Genomic DNA, 25,585 nt, shown 5'->3' on the forward strand with positions numbered 1-25,585 from the left:
TGTCCATAGCCGCATCAAGCGGTTATGACGTTACGCAAAGCAATTGCGGGACGATCGATGCGGTATTTCATCACTGGCACGGCGGGATTTATTGGCTTTCATCTGGCGCGGCGTCTGCTCCAGGATGGTCACGAGGTTCTCGGCTTCGATGGAATGACGCCCTATTACAGCCTCAAGCTCAAGGAAGCGCGCGTCGCCGGCCTCGTGCAGTTTCCCTCCTTTCGCCCCGTCGAGGCGATGCTGGAAGACCGGGAAACGCTGCAGGCGGCAACCCGCGAATTCAAACCTGACGTGATCGTCCATCTCGCCGCCCAGGCGGGCGTCCGCTATAGTCTCGAAAACCCCAAGGCCTATCTCGATAGCAATCTGATCGGCTCGTGGAACGTGCTCGAAGCGGCCCGCGAAGCCAATGTCGGCCACCTTCTGCTGGCTTCGACCTCCTCGGTCTACGGTGCCAATCCGGATATTCCGTTCCGCGAAACCGACAAGGCCGACGAGCCACTCACCTTCTATGCGGCCAGCAAGAAGGCAATGGAGGCGATGGCCCATAGCTACGCCCATCTCTACAAGATCCCGACCACGGCCTTCCGCTTCTTCACCGTCTACGGCCCCTGGGGCCGGCCGGACATGGCTTTGTTCAAATTCGTCAAGGCGATGATCGAGGATCAGGAAATCGAGATCTACGGCGAAGGCAAGATGAGCCGCGATTTCACCTATATCGACGACCTCGTCGATTCGATCGTGGATCTCGCGTCGATCATTCCGTCTGAAGACAACCGCGTCGCCGGTATCGACACGCTGTCGCATCAGGGTCCGTTCCGCATCGTCAATATCGGCGGTGGTCAGCCTGCCGGTCTGATGGATTTCGTCGAAACGATCGAGAAGATCATGGGCAAACCGGCCAAACGGAAAATGCTGCCGATGCAGCAGGGCGACGTCCCCCGCACCTTCGCAAGCCCCGACCTGCTGCTCGCACTGACCGGCCGCAAACCCGAGATCGGCCTCAACGAGGGCGTCGGGGCTTTCGTCGAATGGTATCTGGAACACCGCAGCCAGATCGACTAGCGCTCGGAATGTTCAACGGGGAAGTCTGAAGATTGGGTTGGGAAGTGATGGCGGACAGAGCGGGATTCGAACCCGCGATACGCTCTCACGTATACACACTTTCCAGGCGTGCGCCTTCAACCACTCGGCCACCTGTCCTTAAAACCGACGCAAGCCCTGGGCGAAGCAGCGGTCGGCGCGATATATACCAATGAATTTCCAAGGATCAACCGGAATCTGGACGATTTGCGCCAGTTGCACAAATCTTATGTCATGCGTTGTCACGGATCAGGCTTGCCACTATTTTGCTTCCTGCAGCGATTGAGTGCCATCAGGGGAGCCTGCGATGAGGACGGTAAGGTTTCTGATGCGGGCTTTGAGCCTCGCGGCGCTCATCGCAGCCGTCGTCGCCGGCACGATGGACTCGGTCAATTCGGTTTCCTCCTCCTCGGTCGTCATGACAAGCCTCGGCAATGCCTGGCTGAACTTCGATCCCGAAGGCCTGACGATGGCGGAGATTTCCGCCAATTCCTATGTAGGCTCGGATATCTGGCGTCCCTACGTGGCCCCGGTTCTGGCGCAGCCGGCCTTTGCGATCTTTCTCGGGCTGGCACTGTTTTTCTGGATGGTCGGATACAGGAAACCCGCGCCGTTCGGGCGTTTTTCTGCTAGATAGGGCAAGAGGCAGGCGAGGCGCGCCTCACTCGGGAGGTTGAAATGTTCTTGATCGATATGTTCAGCAAGAAAACTGTCATGCCATCGGTCGAAAAGGCCCTGCCCGGCAGAGAGACACCGGTCGCAACGTCGGACCATCATTTCGTCAACGGCCGCGCGCTGAAGGAACCCTATCCGGAAGGTCTGGATGTGGCGTATTTCGGCATGGGTTGCTTCTGGGGCGCCGAGCGGCTGTTCTGGCAAGTCCCGGGCGTTCATGTCACCTCAGTCGGCTTTGCGGGCGGCTTGACCCCGAACCCGACCTATCACGAGACAACAACCGGGCTGACCGGGCACGCGGAAATCGTGAAAGTCGTGTTCGATCCGGAGATCGTCTCCTACCGTCAGCTTCTGAAGCTGTTTTTCGAGGAGCACGATCCGACGCAAGGGATGCGGCAGGGCAATGATATCGGCACGACCTATCGGTCCGCGCTCTATACCACGTCGGCAGAGCAGGTGGTTGCGGCAGGCAAGGCGCTTGCCGCGTTTCAGGCTGCATTGACTGCTGCGGGGCGTGACGTCTCGATCACGACCGAGATCGCGCCGATTGGCAATTACTACTACGCCGAGGAGTGCCATCAGCAGTATCTGGCGAAGAACCCCGGCGGCTATTGCGGCTTGCGCGGAACAGGGGTGAGCTGTCCCGTCGCCTAGCCGGGCTGGCTGCCTAAAATCATCCCAGGCCGCCATGGATTTGAGCGACGCCGGCGCGAATTTGGTGAAGCCTTGAGCAGGGTTGCGACCTGCCTGTGGTTTTTTACCAAACGAAAAAAATCTCGTGAAATTTTCCAACACCCATGCAAGAGTATTCGACAGCCAAGCCTTCGAAGAGGGGGGCAGGTGACCGTGAGCGATACCTTTGTGAGGCGCTGCGGGAGGACCTAACTTAAAAAAACAGGGCTGAATGATGAAAAAAACACTTTTGAGCCTCGTCGCCGTGGCCGCGCTGTCGTCGACAGCGATCGCCGCCGAAGTCAAGCCGGCGCTCGTCTATGGCACCGGCGGCAAGTTCGACAAATCGTTCAACGAAGCAGCCTATGCCGGCGCCGAGCAGTTCAAAAAGGAAACCGGCACCGACTATCGCGACTTCGAGCCGAAGGACGATACGCAGGGCGAGCAGGCTATCCGCAACTTCGCAAGCCGCGGATATAACCCGGTCGTCGCCGTTTCCTTTGCCTGGACATCGGCGATGGAGAAGGTTGCCGCGGAATTCCCGGACACCAAGTTCGTCATCGTCGATTCCGTCGTTGACCTGAAGAACGTGCGTTCCGTTCTCTACAAGGAAGAGGAAGGCTCGTATCTCGTCGGCGTTCTCGCAGGCCTCGCCTCGAAGACCGGCAAGGTCGGCTTCATCGGCGGCATGGATATTCCGCTGATCCGCAAGTTCGGTTGCGGCTATGCCCAGGGCGTCAAGGCAGCAAAGCCTGATGCGCAGGTGTTCCAGAACATGACCGGCACGACCGGCGCTGCCTGGAACGACCCGGTTCGCGGTGGCGAGCTCACCAAGAACCAGATCGATCAGGGTGCCGACGTGGTTTACGCGGCAGCAGGTGCGACCGGTCTTGGCGTGCTTCAGACGGCGGCCGACAACAAGAAGTTCTCGATCGGCGTCGACAGCAACCAGAACCACCTTCATCCGGGTTCGGTCCTGACCTCGATGGTCAAGCGCGTCGATCTGGCTGTCTACAATGCCTACAAGGATCTTAAGGACGACAAGTTCACGGCCGGCATCCAGTCGCTCGGCGTCAAGGAAGACGGCGTTTCGGCTGCGATCGACGACAGCAACGAGTCGCTGATCACCCCTGAAATGCAGGCAGCCGTCGACAAGGCCAAGGCTGACATCATTGCCGGCACCGTCAAGGTTCACGACTACATGTCGGACAACGCCTGCCCGATGTAAGCAGGTAACCATCAAAGGGCGCATGGCGATCGATGTCGTCATGCGCCCTTTTTGTATATCCAGTGGAAGGGCGGATCATTGAGCTTCGAACCTGCGAAAGAGCCGGCGATCGAACTTGTCGGGATCGACAAGAAGTTTGGCGCTGTGCACGCGAACAAGAACATCAACCTCACGGTTGCCAAAGGCTCGATCCACGGCATTATCGGCGAAAACGGCGCCGGTAAGTCGACGCTGATGTCGATCCTCTACGGATTCTATCAGGCCGATGAGGGCGAGATTCGCATCTCCGGCAAGCCGGTGACGATCCGCGACAGCCAGGCCGCGATCTCGTCGGGCATCGGCATGGTGCACCAGCACTTCATGCTGGTCGAAAATTTCACGGTGCTCGAAAACGTCATGCTGGGCGCCGAGGGCGGCCAGTTGCTGCGCCGGGGCGTGGCCAGTGCCCGCAAGGAGCTGAAGCGTCTGGAGGACAATTACGGCCTCGACGTCGATCCTGATGCGGTGATCGAGGAATTGCCGGTCGGACGCCAGCAGCGTGTCGAGATCCTGAAGGCCCTCTATCGCGGCGCCGAAATCCTCATTCTCGACGAGCCGACCGGCGTGTTGACACCGCCCGAGGCGGACCACCTGTTCAAGGTCCTGCGCGTGCTGCGTGACCAGGGCAAGACGATCATTCTCATCACCCACAAGCTGCGCGAGATCATGGCGATCACCGATACGGTCTCCGTCATGCGCCGCGGCGAGATCGTGGCCACGCGCAAGACTGCTGAGACGACGGTGGAAGAACTTGCCGAACTGATGGTCGGTCGCCGCGTTTTGCTGCGTGTCGAAAAGGGCGAGGCCGATCCGGGCAAGGTTCTGCTGTCGGTCAAGAACCTCACCGTCAAGGACAGCCGCGGCGTGACCATGGTCGACGACGTGTCGTTCGAGGTCCGCGCCGGAGAGATCGTCGGCATTGCGGGTGTTGCCGGAAACGGCCAGTCGGAACTGCTGGAGGCCATCGCCGGCATCCGCAAGCCGTCCTCCGGCGAGATCATCGTCAACGGCCAGTCGATTGCCGGTTCAGATCCCGCCATGTTGCGCGCACTCGGTCTCGCGCACATTCCGGAAGACCGCCATCACATGGGCCTGGTCCTCAAATTCGAGGAATATGAGAACTCCATCCTCGGCTATCATCGCGATCGCCGCTATGGCGGCGCCATGCTGGACCTCGATGCGATCCGCAAGCAGGCCGAGGAACAGATCGTCAAATACGACATCCGCCCGCCGAACGCGCGGCTGAAAACCGCCAATTTCTCCGGCGGCAACCAGCAGAAGATCGTCGTTGCCCGCGAGATCGAACGCGATCCGGATGTGCTGATCATTGGCCAGCCCACCCGCGGCGTCGATATCGGCGCGATCGAGTTCATCCACAAGCGCATCATCGATACGCGCGATGCCGGCAAGGCCGTGCTTCTGGTCTCGGTCGAGCTTGACGAGATCCGCTCCCTGTCAGACCGTATCCTTGTCATGTTCGCCGGCAAGGTCGTCGGCGAAAAGTCGGGCGAGGCCGGTGAGCAGACGCTGGGCCTGATGATGGCCGGGATCGCAGCATGATCCGGCCTGGAGTGATATTTTTGGAGTTTACAATGCCTGGGCTTCTCCCTGCAAACGACTGGAAGGGAGAGGGCGCATGAGCACCGCATCCGTGCCCTTGCCTGGCTGGATCAATTACGGCGTCATACCGCTGCTTAACCTCGCGCTCGCCTTCGTCTTTTCCGGCATCGTGGTGTGGGCGATCGGCGAAAACCCGTTCGAAGCCCTGCAACTGCTTCTCGTCGGCGCGCTTGGCCGTGGCGAAGGCATCGGTTTCACGCTGTTCTATACCACGAGCTTCATCTTCACCGGCCTGTCGGTCGCAGTGGCCATCCATTCCGGCCTGTTCAACATCGGCTCGGAAGGCCAGGCCTATCTCGGTGGTCTTGGCGCTGCGCTGGTGGCGCTCTCGCTCGATGCCTATGTTCCCTGGTATGTGACGATGCCGTTTGCGGTGATCGGGGCAGCACTCTTCGGTGCCGCCTGCGCCGCCATCCCCGCCTGGCTTCAGGCCAAGCGCGGCAGCCACGTCGTCATCACCACGATCATGTTCAATTTCATCGTGTCGTCGCTGATGAACTATGTGCTGGTGCATATGCTGATCGTTCCGGGCAAGATGGCGCCGGAAAGCCGCACCTTTCTGCCGGGCGGCCAGTTGCCCAAGCTCGATTGGCTGATCGCCATGTTCGGCGGCAAGCTCGGTGCGGCTCCGCTCAACTTCTCGTTCCTGATTGCACTCATCATGTGCTTCCTCGTCTGGGTTCTGATCTGGCGCACCAAGCTCGGCTATGAAATGCGCACGCTCGGGATCAGCCCCTCTGCCGCAAGCTATGCCGGTATCAGCTATTCGAAGATCGTCATGATCACGATGCTGATCTCCGGAGGCCTTGCCGGCATGATGGCGCTGAACCCGGTCATGGGCGCATCCGCCCGTCTGCAGATCGAGTTTGTCGGTGGCGCAGGCTTCGTCGGCATTGCGGTGTCGCTGATGGGACGCAACCACCCAGCCGGCATCGTTCTTTCGGCGCTGCTGTTCGGCATCCTCTATCAGGGCGGCGCCGAGCTTTCATTCGACATGCCGGCGATCACGCGCGACATGATCGTCGTCATCCAGGGCATGGTCATCCTGTTTGCCGGAGCGCTCGAATATATGCTGCGACCAGCAATCGTGCGTGCCTACCAGCAATTTGCCCGATCACCGGCAGGGGGGAGATAGGCGCATGGATTATTTCGAAGTTTTCATCAGCATTCTCGGTTCTGCGATCCGCCTGTCGATCCCGCTGCTGTTTACCGCACTCGCTGGCCTGTTTTCCGAGCGCGCCGGTATTTTCGACATCGGGCTTGAAGGCAAGATGCTGGTATCGGCATTCGCCTCGGCCTGCGTCGCCTATTACACCGGCAATGCCTGGGCGGGACTTGGCGCGGGCATCGTCACGGCCATCCTCTTCTCCATGCTGCACGGCTTTGCCTCGATCACCAACCGCGGAAACCAGATCGTCTCCGGCGTCGCGCTGAACTTCATCGCGGCGGGCCTCACCATCGTGCTCGGCCAGGCCTGGTTCAGCCAGGGCGGACGCACGGGACAGGTTCCGGCATCCGGCCGCTTCTCCAGCATCACTCTACCAGGCGCAGACATGATGCGGGAGGTGCCGATCATCGGTCCGCTCTATGCGAACGTGATCTCGGGCCACAATATCCTGACCTACATCGCCTTCCTGATGGTGCCGCTGTCGTGGTGGATCCTCTACCGCACCCGCTTCGGCCTTCGTCTTCGTGCCGTGGGCGAAAATCCCGGTGCAGTCGATACGGCCGGCATCTCGGTCAGCTGGCTGCGCTACAGGGCGTTGATTGTCACCGGCTTCCTCGCAGGCTTTGCCGGTACTTATCTGGCGATCGCGCAGTCGGCGGCCTTCATCAACAACATGTCGGCCGGCAAGGGTTACATCGCGCTTGCAGCGCTCATCTTCGCCAAGTGGAAACCGGTGCCGGTCATGTTCGCATGCCTGCTGTTCGGCTTTCTTGATGCCTTCGCGAATTTCATGCAGGGCAAGTCGCTTCCGCTGATCGGCGAGGTGCCGGTGCAGATTTTCCAGGCGCTGCCCTATATCCTCACCTGCGTGCTACTCGCCGGCTTTATCGGCATTGCCCGCCCGCCCAAGGCCGGCGGTGTCCCCTATACAAAGGAGCGCTAATCGCGATGTCCGAATTTTCGCCACACGACCTGTTCGAAGCTGCCCGCGATGCCATGTCGAAAGCGCATGCGCCCTATTCCAAGTTCCCGGTCGGCGCCGCAATCCTTGCCGATGACGGCAAGGTCTATCTCGGCGCCAACATCGAGAACCTGTCATTCCCTCAAGGCTGGTGTGCCGAACCGACGGCAATCGGCGCCATGATCATGGGCGGCGGCAAGAAGGTGAAGTCGCTTGCGGTGATTGCCGAAAAACTTCCGCTCTGCACGCCCTGCGGTGGCTGTCGCCAGAAGATCTCCGAATTCGCCTCTGCCGATACGCTCATCTATCTCTGCGATGATGCCGGCGTGCAGAAGACCGTGACCATGGCGGAACTTCTGCCCTACGCCTTTGAGACGGATACGATCGGATGAGAGACGTCATCGATCTGCTCGTCGACCGGTTGGATGGCCTTATCCCGCGCCATGCGGTCGTGCTGGGGTCGGGCCTTGGAACGCTTGTGGAAGAAGTGCGCGATCAGGTCCGCATTCCCTATACGATGCTGGAGGGCTTTCCCGTCAGCGGCGTCACGGGCCATGCCGGCGAACTGGTCGCCGGCTACCTCGGCGAAGAGCCTGTGATCATGCTGTCCGGCCGGGCGCATTATTACGAGCACGGCGATGCCAAGGCGATGCGCTTCCCGATCGAGGTCATGCGCGGTCTCGGTGTCCAGACCCTGATCCTCACCAATTCCGCAGGCTCGCTCCGGGAAGACATGCCGCCGGGTTCGGTCATGCAGATATCGGATCACATCAACTATTCCGGCATGAACCCCTTGATCGGCGAACGCGGCGACCAGCGCTTCGTGGGCATGACCTCGGCCTATGATGCGGGCCTGACGCTGGATATGCGCAATGCCGCGATACGAGCCGGCATTCCACTGTTTTCCGGAGTCTACATGTGGTTTTCGGGCCCAAGCTTCGAAACGCCTGCGGAAATTCGCATGGCCCGAACGCTCGGCGCCGATGCCGTGGGCATGTCCACCGTGCCGGAAGTCATCCTCGCCCGCTATTTCGGCATGAAGGTCGCAGCAGCGTCCGTGATCACGAATTTCGGCGCCGGAATGACGGGTGCCGAACTCAGTCACGATGAAACCAAGGATATGGCCCCGGTCGGCGGCCAGCGGCTGGCTGCCGTCCTCAAGGAAATGCTGGCCTGATTCCCGTTTCAATTCAGCTGGATAGCTGTCCGTCGGTGGCCGTACTCGTCCCGACGGCTTGCATATAATCCTCTCAACGATAAATATGTCCGCTCTTTAAGGGAGGCAGATCATGGAACTGCATAGTCCACGCGAAGCAGCGTCCTTTGCGCTCTCGCTACTTGACCTTACGAACCTGCGCGACGACTGCGACGATGCCGCAATCGAGAAACTGTGCGCGCGGTCGCAGACACCCTATGGGGCCGCGGCCGCAATCTGCATCTGGCCGCGCTTTGTCGCCTATGCGCGCGGGATCCTGGGGCACGGTCACAAGGTCCGCATCGCGACGGTGGTGAATTTCCCAGGTGGTGACCTGCCGGTCGCCTCCGTGGTCGAAGAGACCCGGCAGGCGGTGGAAGATGGCGCCGACGAGATCGATCTGGTCATTCCCTATCGCAAGCTTATGGCGGGCGACGAGCAGGCGGTGACCGACATGGTGGAGGCCGTGCGCGCAGCCTGCCCGCAATCCTGCCTCAAGGTCATTCTCGAGACCGGAGAACTGAAGGACGCATCGCTCGTGGGACGCGGTTCGGAACTCGCAATCGCTGCCGGTGCCGATTTCATCAAGACCTCCACCGGCAAGGTGTCCGTCAACGCGACACTGGAAGCGGCAGACAGCATGCTGCGTGCCATCCGCGCTTCGAAGAAGCGCATCGGCTTCAAGCCGGCCGGTGGCATCAGCACAATGGCGGATGCGGATCTCTACCTTCGCCTTGCCGAATCGACCATGGGTCCGAACTGGCTCATGCCGTCGACATTCCGCTTCGGCGCGTCCAGTCTTCTCGACGATATCCTGGGCGTGTTGAGCGGCGCACCCGCATCCCGCGCTTCCACCGGCTACTAGGCGCCATGATCCCGCAGGAGATCATCCGTCGCAAACGCGATGGCGAGGTTCTGTCATCGAATGACATCGCCGCCTTCATCGCGGCGATGACGGATGAGACGATCTCCGAAGGGCAGGTTGCAGCCTTCGCCATGGCTGTGTTTTTCAAGGGCATGTCGCGGGACGAAACGATCGCGCTGACGCTGGCGATGCGCGATTCCGGTCGTGTGATGCAGTGGCGGGATGCGGCGCGGCCAGTGGCCGACAAGCATTCGACCGGCGGCGTCGGCGACAACGTCTCGCTGATGCTTGCCCCGCTTGCGGCTGCCTGCGGGCTTGCCGTTCCGATGATCTCCGGCCGCGGCCTTGGCCATACCGGCGGCACGCTCGACAAGCTCGAGGCAATACCCGGTTACGACGTGATGCCGGATGAAACACGCTTGCGTGCCATCGTCCGGGATATCGGTTGCGCCATCGTCGGCCAGACACAGGAACTGGCACCGGCCGATCGCAGGCTCTATGCGATCCGCGATGTCACGGCGACGGTCGAAGCCGTCTCTCTGATCACAGCCTCGATCCTCTCGAAAAAGCTCGCAGCCGGTCTCGAAACTCTGGTCCTCGACGTGAAAGTCGGCAGCGGTGCCTTCATGCGGTCAAAGGACGAGGCTGAGCTTCTCGCGCGCTCGCTGGTCGATGTCGCCAATGGCGCAGGCCTGAAGACCGTGGCTCTTTTGACAGATATGAACCAGCCGCTTGCCGATGCTGCCGGAAACGCGCTGGAGATCAGAAACTGTCTCGCGGTCCTCAAGGGAGAGAAAGCAGGGACGCGACTGGAAAGCGTCGTGATCGCCGAAACCGCGGAAATGCTGGTTCTCAGCAATCTCGTTGCGACCATCACAGAGGCTGAAGAGGTTGCGCGACGGGCACTGGCATCCGGTGCAGCCCTGGAACGCTTTGCTCGTATGGCCCATGCGCTGGGCGGTCCGGCAGATTTCTGCGATAGGCCGGATGTCTATCTTGCGGAGGCGCCAGTCATTCGCCCGGTCCTCGCTCCTGCCGATGGCTTTCTCGCCACCTGCGAAACGCGCGCACTCGGCATCGCAGTGGTGGAGCTTGGCGGCGGCAGGCGCCGTGCCGGAGACGCGATCGACCATCGTGTCGGTATCGATGCCATTCTCCCGCTTGGCACGAAGGTTTCCAAGGGGCAGCCGATCGCCATGGTCCATGCGGCAACGGAAGACGATGCAGCGCGCGCTGCGGCCGACGTCACCGCCTGCTATTCGGTGTCTGACGAAGCCCCTGTCATGCCGCCGGTCATCCTGGGCCGGGTCGAGTAATCGCTAAGGGATCAGCGTCAGGCTGCCATCTTCGACCTGGAAGGATTTCAGTTTTTTCAGGAAGGTCATGCCGATCAGCGTGCTGGAAAGCGCTTCGTCGCGCAGCACGAAGGCATCGACCTGTCTGACCCGGACGTTGCCGATCTCGATGCGATCGAGGATGATGCGCGCGCCGTCCGTCTTGCCGTTCGCCGTATTCATCTGATACCGGAAATCGAGACTGTTGACCCCGAAGCCCAGCTTGCGGGCCGTGCTTTCGTTGATGGTGACTGCCGATGCGCCCGTGTCGACCAGCCCTTCCACCGTCTTGCCGTTGATCCGGAACTGGCCGCTGAAATGGCCTCTGCCATCGGCCGACAGCCGCACCCGGCCGGGGGACACGGAAGCGGGTTGGGCCTTCGCAGAGCTCGGCGTTTCCGCAGTGCCGCTCGCAGGCTCCGGCACGCGATCAACAAGCGTCATCACCGCCGGTATCTGCGTTGCAAGCAGAGCTGCGAGGCCAGCGAAAACAAGGGTGCGCAGAAGCATGGTCATCCTTTGCGAGTTCGCCTTGAAGGTAACAAAGGACAATGAAAAAATGGCCCGCGAAAAGCTCCGCGGGCCATTGGCATGAAATCTAGGTAAGCAAAGTCTGAACTGCGTTACTTCGTGCCGTACATCCGGTCACCAGCGTCGCCGAGGCCGGGCATGATGTAGCCCTTTTCATTGAGGTGGCTGTCGATCGAAGCCGTATAGATCTTCACGTCGGGATGCGCGTCCTGGAAATTCTTGAGACCTTCCGGGGCTGCAAGAAGGCAGAGGAAACGGATGTTCTTTGCCCCACGCTCCTTGAGCTTTTCGATCGCGGCGATCGCCGAATTGCCCGTCGCGAGCATCGGATCAACGACAATCAGCAATCGCTCATCGAGATTTTCAGGCGCCTTGAAATAGTATTCCACTGGCTGCAGCGTGTCATGGTCCCGGTAGAGGCCGATATGCGAGACACGCGCCGATGGCACCAGCTCAAGCATTCCCTCCAGAAGGCCGTTGCCGGCACGCAGGATGGACACGAACACGAGCTTCTTGCCTTCGACGACGGGCGCCTGCATCTGCGTCAGCGGCGTCTCGATCGTCTCCATGGTGAGGTCGAGATCGCGCGTCACTTCATAGCAGAGAAGCATGGAAATCTCGCGCAACAGCCGCCGAAAGCCGGCCGTCGAGGTTTCCTTCTTGCGCATGATGGTCAGCTTGTGCTGCACCAGCGGATGATCGATGACAGTCACGCCGTCCATAATTTTACCTCTCTGTTATCCGTGTCTTCATCCGGGAAAATGGTCTCGCGCGCAAGTCGTCATTGTGTCGCTGTAGCGTCAAACCTGGCAAGCAGCGCGGCGCGGGTCGCCTCGTCCACAAAAGCCGCCTCTATCGCGACACGGGTCATGGCATCGATTTCGGCTTCGCTAAAACCCATGACCTCCGCCGCAATGTCGTATTCCCGGGCAAGCGAAGTCTTGAAGAACGGCGGGTCATCGGAATTGATGCAGACCCGCACACCAGCAGCCTTCAGGGCTTTCAGGGGATGGCTCTCGAAATCCGGAAAGACCTGCAGCGCGATATTCGAACCGGGGCAGACTTCCAGCACGGTTCCGAGCTCGACCAGCCGCTCGACCAGAGCGGGATCTTCGATGGCGCGTACACCGTGGCCTATCCGCGATGGACGCACGAGATCGAGCGCGTCGGACACGCTGAATGCCCCGGAGACTTCGCCGGCATGGATCGTCAGGCCCAGCCCTGCGTCGCGGGCAATATCGAATGCGCGCGCATAATCCGCGACACGACCCATGCGTTCCTCACCGGCCATGTTGAAGCCTGTGATGAGCGGGTTGCAGCATCGGGCAGCGTATTCCGCGGCGGCAATCACGCTGTCAGGGCCGAAATGCCGCTCGCCGGTCACGATGATGCGTGTCTCGATCCCGGTCTTTTCCTTCGCGGCATGGATCCCGTCACAGATACCGGCGAGATAGGCGTCGGCACCGAGCCCGATGCGGTCGCCATGATCAGGCGATACGATGATCTCGCTGTAGATCGTGTTGCAGGCGGCAAGCTCGCAGAGATAGGTCTCCGTCAGCAGCGCATAGTCGGCTTCCGTTCGGAACAGCGAGGCGATGGCGTCGTAGCTCAGGATGAACTCGGAAAAATCCTTCCAGGTATAGGTGTCACCGGAGAGGAGAGGGGCGATGTCCACGCCGTATTTCTGGGCTTGCGTCCGTGCCAGATGCGGGGGCGTGGCACCTTCGATGTGGCAGTGGATCTCGGCCTTCACAAAGTTCTTCGTCACAGAAAACTCCATCCGTGTCTTCCGGCAGGAATGCCGAGATGGGCAGCGACTGTCTCACCGATGTCGGCGAAAGTCGGCCTGAGCCCGATCGAGCGGGAGCGAATGCCGGGACCGAACGCCATGATCGGCACCCGCTCGCGTGTGTGGTCGGTGCCGCGCCAGGTCGGATCGCAGCCGTGGTCGGCGGTGATGATCACCATATCGCCCGGCTGGAGGCGGCGATGCACTTCCGGAAGAGACCGGTCGAACTCTTCGAGCGCGGCCGCATAGCCCGCGACGTCGCGACGGTGTCCGTAGAGCATGTCGAAATCGACGAAGTTGGTGAAGACGAGATCGCCTTGCTCGGCTTGCGCCATCGTGTCGAGCGTCGCATCCATCAGGGCGTGGTTGCCGTTTGCCTTGATCACGCGGCTGATGCCCTGGTGCGCGAAGATATCGGCGATCTTGCCGACGGCGTGGACGGTTCGGCCCGCCGAAACCAGCCGGTCGAGCAATGTCGGCTCCGGCGGCAGCACTGAATAGTCGCGCCGGTTGCCGGTTCGCTCGAACGTCTCCGGCGTCTCGCCAGTGAATGGTCGGGCAATCACCCTTCCTATATTCAAGGGATCGAGCAGCGTCCGCACGGTCTCGCACAGCTTCAACAACCGCTCCAGCCCGAAATGGGTCTCGTGCGCGGCGATCTGGAAGACGCTGTCACTCGATGTATAGCAGATCGGCTTGCCCGTCCGGACATGCTCTTCTCCGAGTTTTGCAATGATGTCTGTGCCCGAAGCATGGCAGTTGCCGAGAATGCCCGGGATATCGGCTTCGCGGCAGATCGCCTCGACGAGTTCGGGCGAAAACGCATCGCCTTCGGTCGGGAAATAACCCCAGTCGAAGGTGACCGGCGTGCCGGCGATTTCCCAATGTCCCGACGGCGTGTCCTTGCCAAGCGACAGTTCGTTTGCCGCGCCGTGAAGGCCGAAAACGCGTTCGGGCCGCTGCATGCCGATCGGGTAGTCGCCGCTGGCAAGCTTTGCGATTTCGAGCAGGCCGAGCGAGGACATGTTCGGAAGGCTGAGCGGTCCCTGCCTCAAGCCGGCTCGGTCCGCGGCACCGGCGGCACAGAATTCGGCAATATGGCCGAACGTGTTGGAGCCAAGGTCATGATACGCCTGCGCATCCTGGCCGCCGCCGACGCCGAAGGAATCGAGAACGAAGAGGAAGGCCCGTGCCATCTGTCACCCGGAAATTGAAATCGCCTGTGCGGACAAGTGACACAAATCACCTGCCCGGATGGCGATACATATAGTCGCGCGATCATGTTGGCAAAGGGGAAGCAGAGGACCGCGTCAGCAGCCGTTACAGTCGATACTGGTTCCGACGCGTTGACGGTAGTAGTACTGGCGGCTGAGCGTGATCGTCTGGAGCTGAGGCGGAAGCAGTCCCGGCATGATCATCAGCAACTTGTGCGTAACCGATAGCTCTGTACGCACCAGAAACGTGCTGGCTGTGCGCATGTCGCTCGGAACGTTGACGGTGCTGCCCACCGCGTACGGCTTGCCGTTAGACTGATCCCACGACCAGGCAACGGTCGGATTGCTGTTTGCGTCCAGCTGCACGCCGGTGATCTTCAGGCTCAGGTTCTGCGGCGCGTAGGGCGCAAAGATGCTGCCCGTCACATCCTTCATTGTGGCAAGCCACGTCGGGGTCACGCTCGCCTGCTGCGTCGTGATGTCGGCAATCGTGCTTGCGGAACTCGCGGTTCGCTTGGAGACACTGAGCGCAATCGTCAGCTCGAATGCCGTGATGTAGAGAAAGATCAGAAGCGGCACGATCAACGCGAACTCGACGGCGCCCGCGCCCTTCGTGTCAACGATCAATGCCCTGAAGCGGCAGAGCCATCCGGTCTGTGCAGCCCGCCTGGTTGTTGGGGTCGCCATCACGGATAGTCCTCGTTCTGGAATGCAGCCGTCTCGACGATCAGGAAGTAGTTGGGCCGTGTCCCGTTGGTTGGCCGGACATTGGTTATGTAGGGCCGCACCAGATCGGTGATGACCTCCCATTTGTAATAGGCCCTCAGCATATTGACGGTCTTTGGCCCGCCCGGCGAATAGTAGTTGATGGAGGCCGTATCCAGTTCGCCGAATGTCGTGTTTGCGGGTGTCCGGGGCACTGTCTTCGGGATCGCTGAGAAGGTCGTAAAGCTGCGAACGTCGAGCCAGAGCTTGTTCGGGGTCGCGATTTCCGATGCATCGCATTTGATCAGGATCGCAATCTCGCCGCAGAACGCGGTCCGGAATTTCGTCCGGTCCATATCGGTGCCGGGACGGCCGAGAGCGTAGGTGATGTTGCCTGTTCTGATCTTGCGGGCCATCGTGTCGACGGCATTGGCAACCAGTTGCTCGCCGGCGAAGGCAACAAAGGTTTCGATGATGGCAAAGACGATCACGAAATAGGGGATGGCCAGGAGCGCAAATTCGATCGCCGCGGCACCATCCGTGGACCGGCTGAACCGGCGCCATGGACGCCGAGAGTGCGTCGCCGGCACGCGCGACGCGCCAGCGCCGTCAGTGTGCCTATCGTTCTGATGCATTGCCGCCCCCGGTCCATTCGAGCCGCGATACTAGGAGGGGAATATTGATATTCCGTTGCCGAATGGGATTAGAGTTTAGGCACCTGTGTCCACGTAGAGCAGGTCGGGCGACGCAGCTGGGCAATTTTCTGTCTGGCGTCGTGTCAGATCAAGGCCGTCAGGGCGTTGCACCAGCCGTATTCTTGAATTCCACATGCTGCTCGCAGTTGGGCGTGCAGGAGAGAACAGAGCGCTCGGTCTGACGGTACACGCGAACCGTATTGCCTTCGTCAATGGAGACGAGAATACGTTCGTCGGCAATTGCATTGCCGTCCTCATCGAGCAGGACGAGATTGGTCGTTCCAAACGCACGGCCCGTCAGGACGATGGTTGTCGGGTCGGCCACGGTCGCGTCGGCGACTTCCGCGTTGCCAACAATCACCTTGGCCACTGGCCTATCCAGTTTCAGCACCCGCGCGTGATTCATGAACACGCGCACAAGGCCGTCTTCCTGCGCCAATGCCGGGCCGCTGAGGCTTGTGGCAATGCCGCAAAGGCATGCGAAGGCAACGAGCATTTTGCGCACAACCATCGTGGTGGCCTTTGAATCGATGAACAGTCGTGTCTCAAAGATGGCGTGGAATGGTGAATGAAGCCTTAAGTAAACATCTCGAGGCTGAGCTTTCCGAAACGTTAACCAATGATGACAGGAACAAGAGCGGCATTTCCGTGCAAAAATGCGGCTGCAAATATCCCATATCCGCATGTTTATGATATTTTATTAGGTAAATATAATGTTCGGGGACGCAGTTTTCGATTTGAATGATGCTGTTGGTGGGTTGTTTACCCAATGTGCCGTATCAGGGGAGTTAACACTTTGGAAAGGTTCTTCGTTAAGTCGATAGCAATCGTCTGGGGTTAGTTTGGGTTATCCGAACAGCGGAAAACAGTTGTCGGTAAGTGCTGAACCGTAGGTGGGAATAGGAGATTCCATGTCCAAGATTTTTGCTCGTTTTATGAAGGATGAGTCTGGTGCGACCGCCATCGAGTATGGCCTCATCGCAGCTCTCATTTCCGTGGCCCTGATCGCCGGTGCGACCACGCTCGGCGGCGCTCTGAACAACCAGTTCAAGAACCTCGCTACCAAGCTGAACCAGCAGTAAGTTCTTAACAACCGTGATGTCTAAGTGTAGACCGCCCCACCAGGGGCGGTTTTACAGCTTTAGGCCTTGATACATAAGATCGAGGGACGCGGCGCAAAAAGGATGCTTGAAATGGTTGTCATTGTAACCTTGATCGTTCCATTCTGTCTTGCGCTCGCTGCCATCAGCGATCTTTTCACCATGAAGATCCCGAACAAGCTGTCTGCGGCTATCCTCGTTTCGTTTCTCGTCTTCGCACCGCTGGTCGGTCTCGGATGGGCGGACTATGGGATGAGTATTGCCGCAGCTTCCGCTGTGTTTGCTGTGTGCTTCATGCTGTTTGCGATGAACGTTATGGGTGGCGGCGATGCCAAGCTTCTGACGGCAACGGCAATCTGGTTCGGCTTTACGCCCGCCCTGATTTCGTTTCTGGTCACCGTCGCCTTCGTCGGCGGATTTATTACACTCATCTTCCTGCTGTTGAGAGCAAACGCCAATACAGCAATGGCAATGGGGATTCGCCTGCCGGCTTCGCTGGTGACAGAAAGCAAGATTCCGTATGGTATCGCGATCGCGATCGGCGGCTACTTGACCTTCCAGCAGTCGCCTGTCGTCAATCTTGTGCTTCTGGCCGCAAGCTAATCGACGCGCACGGCAGGGTAACATTGCGTTAACCCAAATCGTAAGCTTCCTATTAACCATAATTACACCATTCCGGCGCATGCTCTCGAGGATTGATTTGTATTCCTCCGAGGAAGCTCATGAAGCCCGCTCGTCTTATGATTCTCGCAGTCGCAGTTGTAGCGGCAGGTCTTGCCGGCCTGCTGGCGATGCGCCTTACTGGTCAGAAGGGCCCGGACCTCGTCGAGACGGTCATCCAGCGGGAGCCGACGACGAAAGTTCTCGTTTCGGCTGAGAACATTCCCGTCGGCAGCCGGCTCAATGACAAGTCGGTTCAGTGGGTAGAGTGGCCGAACGGCAGCGTCGTCGAAGGCTTTATCACGAGCGACGCCCGGCCGGATGCCATCGCCGATGTCGCCGGCTCCGTCGTGCGCCTGCCGATCTTCAAGGGCGAGCCGATCCGCGCCGAGAAGATTGCAGACTCCTCCAGCCGCATCATGTCCTCGCTGCTTCCGTCCGGAAAGCGCGCTGTCGCGACCGAAATTTCCGTCGCCACCGGGGCTGGCGGCTTCGTGCTCCCCAATGACCGCGTCGACGTGATCATGGTGCGCGAGAACAAGGACAGCGGCAATTTCATCACCGAAAACGTCCTCAACAACGTCCGGGTGCTCGCGATCGACCAGCAGATCCAGGAGGCGCCGGATGGCAGCAAGTCGGTGGTCGGAACGACCGCCACGCTGGAACTGACCCCCGATCAGGCAAAGATCATCACGGTGGCGCAGCAGATGGCAGAGCGCCTGACGCTTGCTCTCCGTTCGGTCGCGGATGCCCAGGAAGCCGATACGGTTGCAGCAGATTATCTGCTGCATGGCGGCGGCAAGGCAGAGGTCCAGGTCATCAAATCAGGGGCGATCGTCAAAAGTTCTGCCTCACAGCAGACGAAGTGAACGGGGCGGGCACATGAGCAAGCTAAGAGCCAGAATTCGTAGGTCCTCGGTCGCCGGGATAGCCCTCTGCCTGTCGGTATCGGGCTTTCCAGGCGGATACGCGCCGGTCGGTCTGTCGGTCCGCGATGCGGTCGCCGCCTCCGATGCCAACCTTATCCGCATCAACGAAGGCGGCCCGGGCGTGAAACGCCGTGTCCAACTCGGTTTGAACAAGGCGCTGGTTGTCGATCTCCCGGCCGATGCGCACGACATACTGGTCGCCGATCCTTCGCTTGCCGATGCGGTCACGCGAACCTCGCGCCGCATCTACCTGTTCGGGAAGACTGTCGGCCAGACCAATATCTTTGTGTTCGGCCCGAACGGCGAGGAGATCGTCAGTCTCGACGTAGAGATCGAACGCGACATCTCCGGTCTGCAGCAGAACCTTCGCCGGTTCCTGCCGGAATCCGACATCAAGGTCGAGATCATCTCCGACAACATCGTGCTGTCGGGCACGGTGCGCACGCCGCAGGATTCGTCGCAGGCGGAAAAGCTCGCGCGCGCCTTCTTGAAGGGCGGTGAAGCAACTACCCGCAACATCACCGCACAGGGCAATAACGGCGATGCGGATATCTTCGCCGAAAACCGCCAGCAGTCGCAGATCGTCAACCTGCTGACGATCGAGGGCGAAGACCAGGTCACGCTCAAGGTCACGGTTGCGGAAGTCAGCCGCCAGGTCCTGAAACAGCTTGGTTTCAACGGCTCGATCAGCGGCAACAAGGGTAGCTTTTCCTTCTTCAATCCTGCGAATCTGGGGAATGCTGTCAGTCTGGGAAGCCAGGGGGCATTGTCTGGCTCCGTTGGTGCAGCCACTCTCGCCACAACCATGAATGCCATGGAACAGGCCGGCGTCATGCGCACGCTTGCCGAACCAAGCCTGACGGCGATTTCGGGTCAGCAGGCTAAATTCTATGTTGGCGGCGAGTATCGACTGCCAGCGGAGCAGGAAGTCAACGTTGACGACGAAACCCGCAAGACGACGGTCAACCGATCCATCACCACCGTGGACTATGGCATCGAGCTGAATTTCAAGCCGATCGTTCTGTCGCCTGGCCGTATCAGTTTGAATATCGAAACCAATGTTTCGGAGCCGACCTATGAGGGTTCCGTAACGACGGGCAACGGCACAAGCCTGAGCGTTCCGGGCAACACATACATGTCGATCCGCAAGCGCGAAGCCTCAACCACGGTCGAGCTTCCCTCCGGTGGTTCGATCGTCATCGCCGGCCTCGTGCAGGACAATGTCCGCCAGGCGATGTCTGGACTGCCGGGCATCTCCAAGGTTCCGGTCTTCGGTACGCTGTTCCGCAGCAAGGACTTCATCCGCAACGAGACCGAACTCGTCATCATCGCGACGCCCTATCTCGTAAGGCCTGTGGCCCGCAACGAGATCGCCCGCCCGGATGACAACTTCAATCCTGAGAACGACGCGGCTTCCTTCTTCCTGAACCGCGTCAACAAGATCTACGGCCGCAATGAGCCGGCCAAAAGCGGTGGCAGCCAGTATCATGGCTCCGTCGGCTTCATCTACAAGTAAGCGGGGATCGATCATGACCATCACATCGACATCGGCCTCCGCTGCAAAGCGTCGCCAAATCCGGTCTGGCCTTGGCATTGCGGCACTTGCCGCGCTTTTGTCCTCCTGCGGCAACAACATGACGACCGGCTCGGTTCCAGACGACTACCGCACCCGTCATCCGATCGTTCTGGCGGAGGGTGAATCGTCGCTGGATATTCCGATTGGATCGGGCGACGTTCGCCTGACGATCGGACTGCGCGACACGGTGAAGGGTTTCGCACAGCGGTTCGTATCCTCGCCTGCCGGCGTCATCCAGGTCCAGGTGCCGCAGGGCTCATACAATGCCGGTGCCGCATCGCATCTGGCCGGCGACGTTCGCCGCACCCTGATCGCCAACGGCATCAAGCCACAGCGCATCCTGATGACGAGCTATGGAGCCTCGCCGACCGGCGATGCGGCCCCGATCCGGCTTTCCTTCGTCACGACAAAGGCGATGACCGGCCAGTGCGGCAAATGGCCGGCAGACCTGTCGAACGATACCTACAACAACAGCAACTGGTACAATTTCGGTTGCGCCTCGCAAAACAATCTGGCCGCCCAGATCGCCAGCCCGTCGGACCTGATTGCTCCACGCGGAATGACGCCGATCGATGCCACGCAGCGCGCCGGTGTGATCCGCAGTTACCGCGGCGAGACGACAAGCAGCGACAGTGGCAGCGGCACGACGATCAACATCAACGGCAACTGACGGCGGCCTTGAACCGGAGAGAACCATGAGCGCGATCAACTACGAAATTCGCGGTTCCGGCCAGGAGGAGATCTCGGGCGCCGAGCCGGAGCGGAACGGCGACATGGAGGCCCTGCGGCCTCTTCCACGCATTTCCATCCACGCCTTTTGCGAAAGCGACACCATGCAGCGGATGATGGACCGCATGGGCCGCGACCGGCGCATGGCAAAAGTCAATTTGCGTGTCACAAGCGGCAGCGTTGCTGCAGCCGCCAACATGTTTGCGTCGTCACCAACCCCGAATCTGGTCATTCTCGAGACCGATGCGGAGCCAAGAAACCTGCTGCACGAGCTGACACCGCTTGCGGAAGTCTGCGACCCGACGACCCGTGTGATCGTCATCGGGCGCTATAACGATATACCGCTTTATCGCGAACTGATCCGCAACGGCATATCGGAATATCTTGTCGGTCCTGTCGAGATGGCGGACATGCTGGCATCGATTTCGGCCATTTTCGTCGATCCGGAAGCCGAACCTCTGGGCCGTTCGATCGCCTTTGTCGGCGCCAAGGGTGGCGTCGGTGCATCGACCATTGCGCATAACTGCGCATTCGGCATTTCCAGCCTGTTCTCCACCGAAACCATTCTTGCCGATCTCGACCTGCCGTTCGGGACCGCCAATATCGATTTCGATCAGGATCCGGCCCAGGGTATTGCCGAAGCGGTGTTTGCACCCGAGCGCCTCGACGAAGTTTTTCTCGATCGCCTGCTGACCAAATGCTCCGAACACCTCTCGCTTCTGGCCGCCCCCTCGCTGCTCGACCGGGCCTATGATTTCGACAGCATGGCTTTCCAGCCGATCATCGAGGTCCTGCAGCGCTCGGCGCCCGTGGCTGTTCTCGATATCCCGCATGGCTGGTCGGAATGGACCCGTTCGGTTCTCGCGTCGGTGGACGAGGTGGTCATCTGCGCCGCTCCCGACCTTGCCAACCTGCGCAACACCAAGAACATGATCGATGCGCTGAAGAAGCTGCGTCCCAACGACCGCGCTCCGCATCTCATCCTCAACCAGGTCGGCATGCCGAAGCGCCCGGAGATTGCGCCTGCCGATTTCGTCGAGCCGCTTGAAATCGAACCGATCGCCATCCTGCCTTTCGATGCGCAGTTGTTCGGCAATGCCGCAAACAGCGGTCGGATGATCTCGGAGATCGACGCAAAATCTCCGATGGCCGAAACCTTCTCGCAGATCGCTCACATCGTCACCGGTCGGGTGGCCATGAAGAAGGCGAAAAAGGGCGGTCTCGGCAAGGTCATGCAGATTCTCGGCCGCAAATAGTCAGACGTTTAGGGACTGGATCAAATCATGTTTGGAAAGCGCGGAAACGAAGGTTCTGGGAAGAGCGTCGGCTTGATGCCGCCCGTCTCTGCGCCGCCTGCCATGACGCCGCAATCGGCCATGAAATCCACAGCACCGGAGATTCTGGCCGAGCCCGTGCGCGATACAGGCGGAGTACGCCAAGCCGTCGCACCGCCACCGCTTGCGCCACCGGCCGCCGGCCGTCGTCGCCAGGCCCGCACCGAACAGTATTACGATACCAAGAGCCAGGTCTTTTCAGCACTTATCGATACGATCGATCTGTCGCAACTTGCCAAGCTCGATGCCGAGAGCGCGCGCGAGGAAATCCGCGACATCGTCAACGACATCATCACGATCAAGAATTTCGCGATGTCGATTTCCGAGCAGGAGGAACTGCTCGAGGACATCTGCAACGACGTGCTGGGCTATGGTCCGCTGGAGCCGCTTCTGGCCCGCGACGACATCGCCGATATCATGGTCAACGGCGCTGGCCAGACCTTTATCGAAGTCGGCGGCAAGACGATCGAGTCGGAGATCCGCTTCCGCGACAACGCGCAGCTCCTGTCGATCTGCCAGCGCATCGTCAGCCAGGTCGGCCGCCGCGTCGACGAAAGCTCGCCGATCTGCGACGCCCGTCTGCCGGACGGTTCGCGCGTCAACGTCATCGCGCCGCCACTGGCGCTCGACGGGCCTGCTCTCACCATCCGCAAGTTCAAGAAGGACAAGCTGACGCTCGATCAGCTGGTCAAGTTCGGAGCGATCACGCCTGAAGGCGCAACTGTTCTGCAGATCATCGGCCGCGTCCGCTGCAATGTCGTCATTTCCGGCGGTACCGGCTCTGGCAAGACCACGCTTTTGAACTGCCTGACGAGCTATATCGACAAGGACGAGCGCGTCATCACCTGCGAGGATACGGCCGAACTGCAATTGCAGCAGCCGCATGTCGTGCGTCTCGAAACCCGGCCGCCGAACATCGAAGGTGAGGGCGAGATCACCATGCGCGACCTCGTCAAGAACTGCCTGCGTATGCGCCCGGAACGCATCATCGTCGGCGAAGTGCGCGGACCCGAAGTGTTCGACCTTCTGCAGGCGATGAACACGGGCCACGACGGATCGATGGGCACGATCCACTCCAACACACCGCGCGAATGCCTGAGCCGTATGGAATCGATGATCGCCATGGGCGGCTTCACCCTGCCGGCTAAGACCGTTCGCGAGATCATCACCGGATCGGTCGACATCATCATCCAGGCGGCACGTCTGCGCGACGGTTCCCGCCGCATCACCCAGATTACCGAGGTGATCGGCATGGAAGGCGACGTGATCGTCACCCAGGACCTGATGCGCTACGAAATCGAAGGCGAGGATGCCAATGGTCGCCTGATCGGCCGCCACGCATCGACCGGTATTGCCAAGCCGCATTTCTGGGATCGCGCACGCTACTTCGGCGAGGAGCGCCGTCTGGCGGCAGCTCTCGACGCGATGGAAATGGTAAAATCTTGAGAGCGGATCAGAGATAGGTCTCGGGGGAGCGACGGATGTTCGGACTGGATATGACCGTTGTGTTGATCATCGCTCTGGCGGCCGTAGCCGCCGGTGCGGTCTGCTATGCGCTGCTGTTTTCCCGCATCGAGGTCGAGAAAAAGACCGATGCGCGGTTGAGCCGGGTCAAGAGTGCGGAAACCGACCTGACCCGCATGAAGGCATCGCGGGATCGGGTCCAGGAGCTTTCCAAGCGCCGCAAGTCGGTCCAGGACAGTCTCAAGGACCTCGAAAAGCAGCAGCAGGAAAAAAACAAGAAGATGGGCGACCGCAGCCTGAAGGCGCGGCTGCCGCAGACCGGTCTGTCTCTCACCGTCCCACGCTTCTACGTCTACAGCGCCTTGTTCGGACTTTTCGTCTTTCTGGTGACGTTGATCGCCGGCTTGCCGCTGCTTGGCGCCACCGGTGCCGCGTTTGCGGCGAGCCTTGGGTTTCCGCGCTGGGTCGTCGGTTTCCTGATCAAACGCCGTCAGGCCAAGTTCCTGGACGAGTTCGCCAATTCGCTGGATGTCATGGTTCGCTCGATCAAGTCGGGACTGCCGCTCAATGATGCCATCCGGCTGATCGCGTCGGATGGTCAGGAGCCGGTCAAGACCGAGTTCCGGCGCGTGGTGGACTCCCAGCAGATCGGCCTCAGCATCCCCGAAGCCTGCGCACGCATGCTGCAGACGATGCCGCTTTCGGAAGTCAACTTTTTCGCCATCGTCATCGCCATCCAGAGCCAGGCTGGCGGCAATCTTTCCGAAGCGATCGGCAATCTTTCGCGCGTCCTGCGCGAGCGCAAGAAGATGAAGGCCAAGGTGAAGGCGCTGTCGATGGAAGCCAAGGCTTCCGCGTGGATCATCGGCTCATTGCCCTTCGTCGTGTCGACGCTCGTCTATCTGACCTCGCCGGACTACATATCGATCCTTTTTACAGACCCACGCGGCCATATCATCATGCTCTTCTCCGCAGTCTGGATGGGCATCGGAATTTTCGTGATGCGCAACATGATCAACTTCGAGATCTGAGGAGAACCGCACGTGAAGGATCTCGCCGCCACTTTAACCGATCCGGCCATGTTGTTTGCGCTTCTGGTCGCCGTCGCAGTGTTTGCGACCTGCTACACGCTGGCGATCCCCTTCATGGAAAAGGGAACGCTCGACAAGCGCATGAAAGCGGTTTCGACCGAGCGCGACGCAATCCGCGCCCGCGAGCGCGCAAGAATGAACGATCTGTCGAAAGCATCGCTGCGCACCCAGAACAACCGTTCGGCCAGTCACATCGTCGACCGGTTCAATCTGCGCGAAGCGCTCGTGGACGCCAATACGGTCAACAAGCTGCGCGCCGCAGGTCTGCGCACCCAGAACGCCCTCAACTTGTTCCTGGCGGCGCGTTTCATCCTGCCGTTCTGCTTCCTCGCAGCAGCCGCGGTGTGGATCTTCGTGCTTGGCAATCTGGAATCCAAACCGATTGCCATCCGCATGCTGGCGGCCATCGGGTTCGGCTATCTGGGCTTCTACGCTCCCAACATCTATATTTCCAACCGTATGAAAAAGCGGCAGCATTCGATCAAGAGAGCCTGGCCCGATTCGCTCGACCTGATGCTGATCTGCGTCGAGTCAGGGATCTCGATCGAAGCCTCCATGCGTCGGGCGGCCGAGGAGATCGGCACCCAATCGCCTGAATTGGCGGAAGAACTGGTGTTGACCACGGCGGAGCTGTCCTTCCTTCAGGATCGGCGCACGGCTCTCGAAAACCTCGGCATCCGCACTCAGCTTGATATTGTGAAGGCCGTGGCGCAGGCGCTGATCCAAGCCGAACGCTATGGTACGCCCATCGCGCAGGCTTTGCGCGTTCTGGCTCAGGAAGGCCGTGACGAGCGCATGAATGACGCAGAAAAGAAGGCCGCGGCACTTCCGCCAAAGCTGACGGTCCCGATGATCCTGTTCTTCCTGCCCGTCCTCATCGCCGTCATCCTCGGCCCGGCCGGCATCCAGGTCTCAGACCGGTTCTGAG

At 60.1% G+C, this 25,585-nt stretch carries 27 protein-coding genes and 1 tRNA gene; 20 read left to right on the forward strand and 8 right to left on the reverse strand.

From position 1 onward, the window contains the following. The first annotated feature begins 57 nt into the window (after positions 1–57). On the forward strand, positions 58–1,065 hold the full coding sequence (locus ACQY1K_RS00780) for an NAD-dependent epimerase/dehydratase family protein (RefSeq protein ID WP_062454140.1): 1,008 nt from the start codon (positions 58–60) through the stop codon (positions 1,063–1,065). 48 nt (positions 1,066–1,113) lie between these two features. On the opposite strand, the gene ACQY1K_RS00785 is transcribed toward ACQY1K_RS00780, so the two are convergent. After that, positions 1,114–1,203: transfer RNA gene (locus ACQY1K_RS00785), tRNA-Ser, on the reverse strand. Positions 1,204–1,390: 187 nt separating this feature from the next. On the opposite strand from ACQY1K_RS00785, the gene ACQY1K_RS00790 reads away from it, so the two are divergent. The 10 genes from ACQY1K_RS00790 to deoA all read left to right on the forward strand — a co-directional run bounded on the left by ACQY1K_RS00790 (position 1,391) and on the right by deoA (position 10,822). Continuing rightward, positions 1,391–1,720, forward strand: a complete 330-nt coding sequence (locus tag ACQY1K_RS00790) for a hypothetical protein (RefSeq protein ID WP_062578669.1) — start codon at positions 1,391–1,393, stop codon at positions 1,718–1,720. Positions 1,721–1,761: 41 nt separating this feature from the next. Continuing rightward, entirely contained in the window at positions 1,762–2,412 is a 651-nt protein-coding gene (gene msrA / locus ACQY1K_RS00795; RefSeq protein ID WP_062454138.1) for a peptide-methionine (S)-S-oxide reductase MsrA, read from the forward strand. A gap of 253 nt (positions 2,413–2,665) precedes the next feature. Then, complete coding sequence (locus ACQY1K_RS00800; RefSeq protein ID WP_430258850.1) at positions 2,666–3,658, forward strand: BMP family lipoprotein; 993 nt, start codon at positions 2,666–2,668, stop codon at positions 3,656–3,658. A gap of 78 nt (positions 3,659–3,736) precedes the next feature. Continuing rightward, the gene (locus tag ACQY1K_RS00805) at positions 3,737–5,257 is read left to right on the forward strand and encodes an ABC transporter ATP-binding protein (protein WP_430258045.1); all 1,521 of its coding nucleotides are present in this window, start codon (positions 3,737–3,739) and stop codon (positions 5,255–5,257) included. 76 nt (positions 5,258–5,333) lie between these two features. Further along, positions 5,334–6,452 (forward strand): ABC transporter permease, encoded by a 1,119-nt coding sequence (locus tag ACQY1K_RS00810; protein WP_430258046.1) that lies wholly within the window; start codon positions 5,334–5,336, stop codon positions 6,450–6,452. Between the two features lie 4 nt (positions 6,453–6,456). Continuing rightward, a complete protein-coding gene (locus tag ACQY1K_RS00815; RefSeq protein WP_062454135.1) occupies positions 6,457–7,428 on the forward strand; it encodes an ABC transporter permease in 972 nt (323 codons plus the stop codon). A gap of 5 nt (positions 7,429–7,433) precedes the next feature. Further along, entirely contained in the window at positions 7,434–7,838 is a 405-nt protein-coding gene (locus ACQY1K_RS00820) for a cytidine deaminase (protein WP_062454134.1), read from the forward strand. Next, positions 7,835–8,623, forward strand: a complete 789-nt coding sequence (locus tag ACQY1K_RS00825; RefSeq protein ID WP_192087668.1) for a purine-nucleoside phosphorylase — start codon at positions 7,835–7,837, stop codon at positions 8,621–8,623. The genes ACQY1K_RS00820 and ACQY1K_RS00825 overlap by 4 nt, the downstream gene beginning before the upstream one ends. A 112-nt stretch (positions 8,624–8,735) precedes the next feature. Next, positions 8,736–9,506 (forward strand): deoxyribose-phosphate aldolase, encoded by a 771-nt coding sequence (gene deoC, locus ACQY1K_RS00830; RefSeq protein ID WP_430241307.1) that lies wholly within the window; start codon positions 8,736–8,738, stop codon positions 9,504–9,506. A 5-nt stretch (positions 9,507–9,511) separates the two neighbouring features. Further along, complete coding sequence (gene deoA / locus ACQY1K_RS00835) at positions 9,512–10,822, forward strand: thymidine phosphorylase (protein ID WP_430258047.1); 1,311 nt, start codon at positions 9,512–9,514, stop codon at positions 10,820–10,822. Positions 10,823–10,825: 3 nt separating this feature from the next. On the opposite strand, the gene ACQY1K_RS00840 is transcribed toward deoA, so the two are convergent. The 7 genes from ACQY1K_RS00840 to ACQY1K_RS00870 all read right to left on the reverse strand — a co-directional run bounded on the left by ACQY1K_RS00840 (position 10,826) and on the right by ACQY1K_RS00870 (position 16,270). Next, entirely contained in the window at positions 10,826–11,350 is a 525-nt protein-coding gene (locus ACQY1K_RS00840; protein WP_184654340.1) for a TIGR02281 family clan AA aspartic protease, read from the reverse strand. Positions 11,351–11,463: 113 nt separating this feature from the next. After that, on the reverse strand, positions 11,464–12,093 hold the full coding sequence (upp, locus tag ACQY1K_RS00845) for a uracil phosphoribosyltransferase (protein ID WP_062454129.1): 630 nt from the start codon (positions 12,091–12,093) through the stop codon (positions 11,464–11,466). 59 nt (positions 12,094–12,152) lie between these two features. Continuing rightward, entirely contained in the window at positions 12,153–13,139 is a 987-nt protein-coding gene (locus ACQY1K_RS00850) for an adenosine deaminase (protein ID WP_430258048.1), read from the reverse strand. Beyond that, complete coding sequence (locus ACQY1K_RS00855) at positions 13,136–14,356, reverse strand: phosphopentomutase (protein WP_430258049.1); 1,221 nt, start codon at positions 14,354–14,356, stop codon at positions 13,136–13,138. Before ACQY1K_RS00855 ends, ACQY1K_RS00850 begins: the two co-directional genes overlap by 4 nt. 114 nt (positions 14,357–14,470) lie before the next feature. Next, positions 14,471–15,061, reverse strand: a complete 591-nt coding sequence (locus tag ACQY1K_RS00860) for a TadE/TadG family type IV pilus assembly protein (RefSeq protein ID WP_062454127.1) — start codon at positions 15,059–15,061, stop codon at positions 14,471–14,473. Beyond that, entirely contained in the window at positions 15,061–15,714 is a 654-nt protein-coding gene (locus ACQY1K_RS00865; RefSeq protein ID WP_430258050.1) for a TadE/TadG family type IV pilus assembly protein, read from the reverse strand. Before ACQY1K_RS00865 ends, ACQY1K_RS00860 begins: the two co-directional genes overlap by 1 nt. Positions 15,715–15,871: 157 nt before the next feature. Continuing rightward, positions 15,872–16,270: a pilus assembly protein N-terminal domain-containing protein gene (locus tag ACQY1K_RS00870; protein ID WP_092664131.1), complete on the reverse strand. Its 399-nt coding sequence runs from the start codon at positions 16,268–16,270 to the stop codon at positions 15,872–15,874. A gap of 415 nt (positions 16,271–16,685) precedes the next feature. On the opposite strand from ACQY1K_RS00870, the gene ACQY1K_RS00875 reads away from it, so the two are divergent. The 9 genes from ACQY1K_RS00875 to ACQY1K_RS00915 all read left to right on the forward strand — a co-directional run bounded on the left by ACQY1K_RS00875 (position 16,686) and on the right by ACQY1K_RS00915 (position 25,584). After that, a complete protein-coding gene (locus ACQY1K_RS00875; protein ID WP_062454124.1) occupies positions 16,686–16,856 on the forward strand; it encodes a Flp family type IVb pilin in 171 nt (56 codons plus the stop codon). 102 nt (positions 16,857–16,958) lie between these two features. Then, entirely contained in the window at positions 16,959–17,477 is a 519-nt protein-coding gene (locus tag ACQY1K_RS00880; protein WP_062454123.1) for an A24 family peptidase, read from the forward strand. A gap of 119 nt (positions 17,478–17,596) precedes the next feature. Continuing rightward, positions 17,597–18,403, forward strand: coding sequence for a Flp pilus assembly protein CpaB (gene cpaB, locus ACQY1K_RS00885; protein ID WP_062454122.1), 807 nt, complete (start codon positions 17,597–17,599; stop codon positions 18,401–18,403). A gap of 13 nt (positions 18,404–18,416) precedes the next feature. Then, positions 18,417–19,979 (forward strand): type II and III secretion system protein family protein, encoded by a 1,563-nt coding sequence (locus ACQY1K_RS00890; protein ID WP_430258051.1) that lies wholly within the window; start codon positions 18,417–18,419, stop codon positions 19,977–19,979. Positions 19,980–19,992: 13 nt separating this feature from the next. Further along, entirely contained in the window at positions 19,993–20,709 is a 717-nt protein-coding gene (locus ACQY1K_RS00895) for a CpaD family pilus assembly protein (RefSeq protein WP_430258052.1), read from the forward strand. A gap of 25 nt (positions 20,710–20,734) precedes the next feature. Then, positions 20,735–22,024 (forward strand): AAA family ATPase, encoded by a 1,290-nt coding sequence (locus ACQY1K_RS00900; RefSeq protein ID WP_209902840.1) that lies wholly within the window; start codon positions 20,735–20,737, stop codon positions 22,022–22,024. A 27-nt stretch (positions 22,025–22,051) separates the two neighbouring features. After that, a complete protein-coding gene (locus tag ACQY1K_RS00905; protein ID WP_062578692.1) occupies positions 22,052–23,548 on the forward strand; it encodes a CpaF family protein in 1,497 nt (498 codons plus the stop codon). Between the two features lie 35 nt (positions 23,549–23,583). Next, positions 23,584–24,597: a type II secretion system F family protein gene (locus ACQY1K_RS00910; RefSeq protein WP_062578693.1), complete on the forward strand. Its 1,014-nt coding sequence runs from the start codon at positions 23,584–23,586 to the stop codon at positions 24,595–24,597. A gap of 48 nt (positions 24,598–24,645) precedes the next feature. Next, entirely contained in the window at positions 24,646–25,584 is a 939-nt protein-coding gene (locus ACQY1K_RS00915; protein WP_062580105.1) for a type II secretion system F family protein, read from the forward strand. The last annotated feature ends 1 nt before the right edge of the window (position 25,585 follow it).

Source organism: Neorhizobium sp. IRS_2294, from assembly GCF_050500145.1.
GTDB lineage: Bacteria > Pseudomonadota > Alphaproteobacteria > Rhizobiales > Rhizobiaceae > Neorhizobium > Neorhizobium soli.

Coding starts and splice junctions, on each gene's coding strand:
- ACQY1K_RS00870 (WP_092664131.1), bottom strand. CDS start 16,270: ATGCTCGTTGCCTTCGCATGCCTTTGCGGCATTGCCACAAGCCTCAGC.
- ACQY1K_RS00905 (WP_062578692.1), top strand. CDS start 22,052: ATGTTTGGAAAGCGCGGAAACGAAGGTTCTGGGAAGAGCGTCGGCTTG.
- ACQY1K_RS00915 (WP_062580105.1), top strand. CDS start 24,646: ATGTTGTTTGCGCTTCTGGTCGCCGTCGCAGTGTTTGCGACCTGCTAC.
- deoC (WP_430241307.1), top strand. CDS start 8,736: ATGGAACTGCATAGTCCACGCGAAGCAGCGTCCTTTGCGCTCTCGCTA.
- ACQY1K_RS00875 (WP_062454124.1), top strand. CDS start 16,686: ATGTCCAAGATTTTTGCTCGTTTTATGAAGGATGAGTCTGGTGCGACC.
- ACQY1K_RS00860 (WP_062454127.1), bottom strand. CDS start 15,061: ATGGCGACCCCAACAACCAGGCGGGCTGCACAGACCGGATGGCTCTGC.
- ACQY1K_RS00880 (WP_062454123.1), top strand. CDS start 16,959: ATGCTTGAAATGGTTGTCATTGTAACCTTGATCGTTCCATTCTGTCTT.
- ACQY1K_RS00800 (WP_430258850.1), top strand. CDS start 2,666: ATGAAAAAAACACTTTTGAGCCTCGTCGCCGTGGCCGCGCTGTCGTCG.
- ACQY1K_RS00790 (WP_062578669.1), top strand. CDS start 1,391: ATGAGGACGGTAAGGTTTCTGATGCGGGCTTTGAGCCTCGCGGCGCTC.
- upp (WP_062454129.1), bottom strand. CDS start 12,093: ATGGACGGCGTGACTGTCATCGATCATCCGCTGGTGCAGCACAAGCTG.
- ACQY1K_RS00900 (WP_209902840.1), top strand. CDS start 20,735: ATGAGCGCGATCAACTACGAAATTCGCGGTTCCGGCCAGGAGGAGATC.
- ACQY1K_RS00890 (WP_430258051.1), top strand. CDS start 18,417: ATGAGCAAGCTAAGAGCCAGAATTCGTAGGTCCTCGGTCGCCGGGATA.
- ACQY1K_RS00895 (WP_430258052.1), top strand. CDS start 19,993: ATGACCATCACATCGACATCGGCCTCCGCTGCAAAGCGTCGCCAAATC.
- ACQY1K_RS00855 (WP_430258049.1), bottom strand. CDS start 14,356: ATGGCACGGGCCTTCCTCTTCGTTCTCGATTCCTTCGGCGTCGGCGGC.
- ACQY1K_RS00825 (WP_192087668.1), top strand. CDS start 7,835: ATGAGAGACGTCATCGATCTGCTCGTCGACCGGTTGGATGGCCTTATC.
- ACQY1K_RS00910 (WP_062578693.1), top strand. CDS start 23,584: ATGTTCGGACTGGATATGACCGTTGTGTTGATCATCGCTCTGGCGGCC.
- msrA (WP_062454138.1), top strand. CDS start 1,762: ATGTTCTTGATCGATATGTTCAGCAAGAAAACTGTCATGCCATCGGTC.
- ACQY1K_RS00865 (WP_430258050.1), bottom strand. CDS start 15,714: ATGCATCAGAACGATAGGCACACTGACGGCGCTGGCGCGTCGCGCGTG.
- deoA (WP_430258047.1), top strand. CDS start 9,512: ATGATCCCGCAGGAGATCATCCGTCGCAAACGCGATGGCGAGGTTCTG.
- ACQY1K_RS00840 (WP_184654340.1), bottom strand. CDS start 11,350: ATGCTTCTGCGCACCCTTGTTTTCGCTGGCCTCGCAGCTCTGCTTGCA.
- cpaB (WP_062454122.1), top strand. CDS start 17,597: ATGAAGCCCGCTCGTCTTATGATTCTCGCAGTCGCAGTTGTAGCGGCA.
- ACQY1K_RS00820 (WP_062454134.1), top strand. CDS start 7,434: ATGTCCGAATTTTCGCCACACGACCTGTTCGAAGCTGCCCGCGATGCC.
- ACQY1K_RS00780 (WP_062454140.1), top strand. CDS start 58: ATGCGGTATTTCATCACTGGCACGGCGGGATTTATTGGCTTTCATCTG.
- ACQY1K_RS00810 (WP_430258046.1), top strand. CDS start 5,334: ATGAGCACCGCATCCGTGCCCTTGCCTGGCTGGATCAATTACGGCGTC.
- ACQY1K_RS00815 (WP_062454135.1), top strand. CDS start 6,457: ATGGATTATTTCGAAGTTTTCATCAGCATTCTCGGTTCTGCGATCCGC.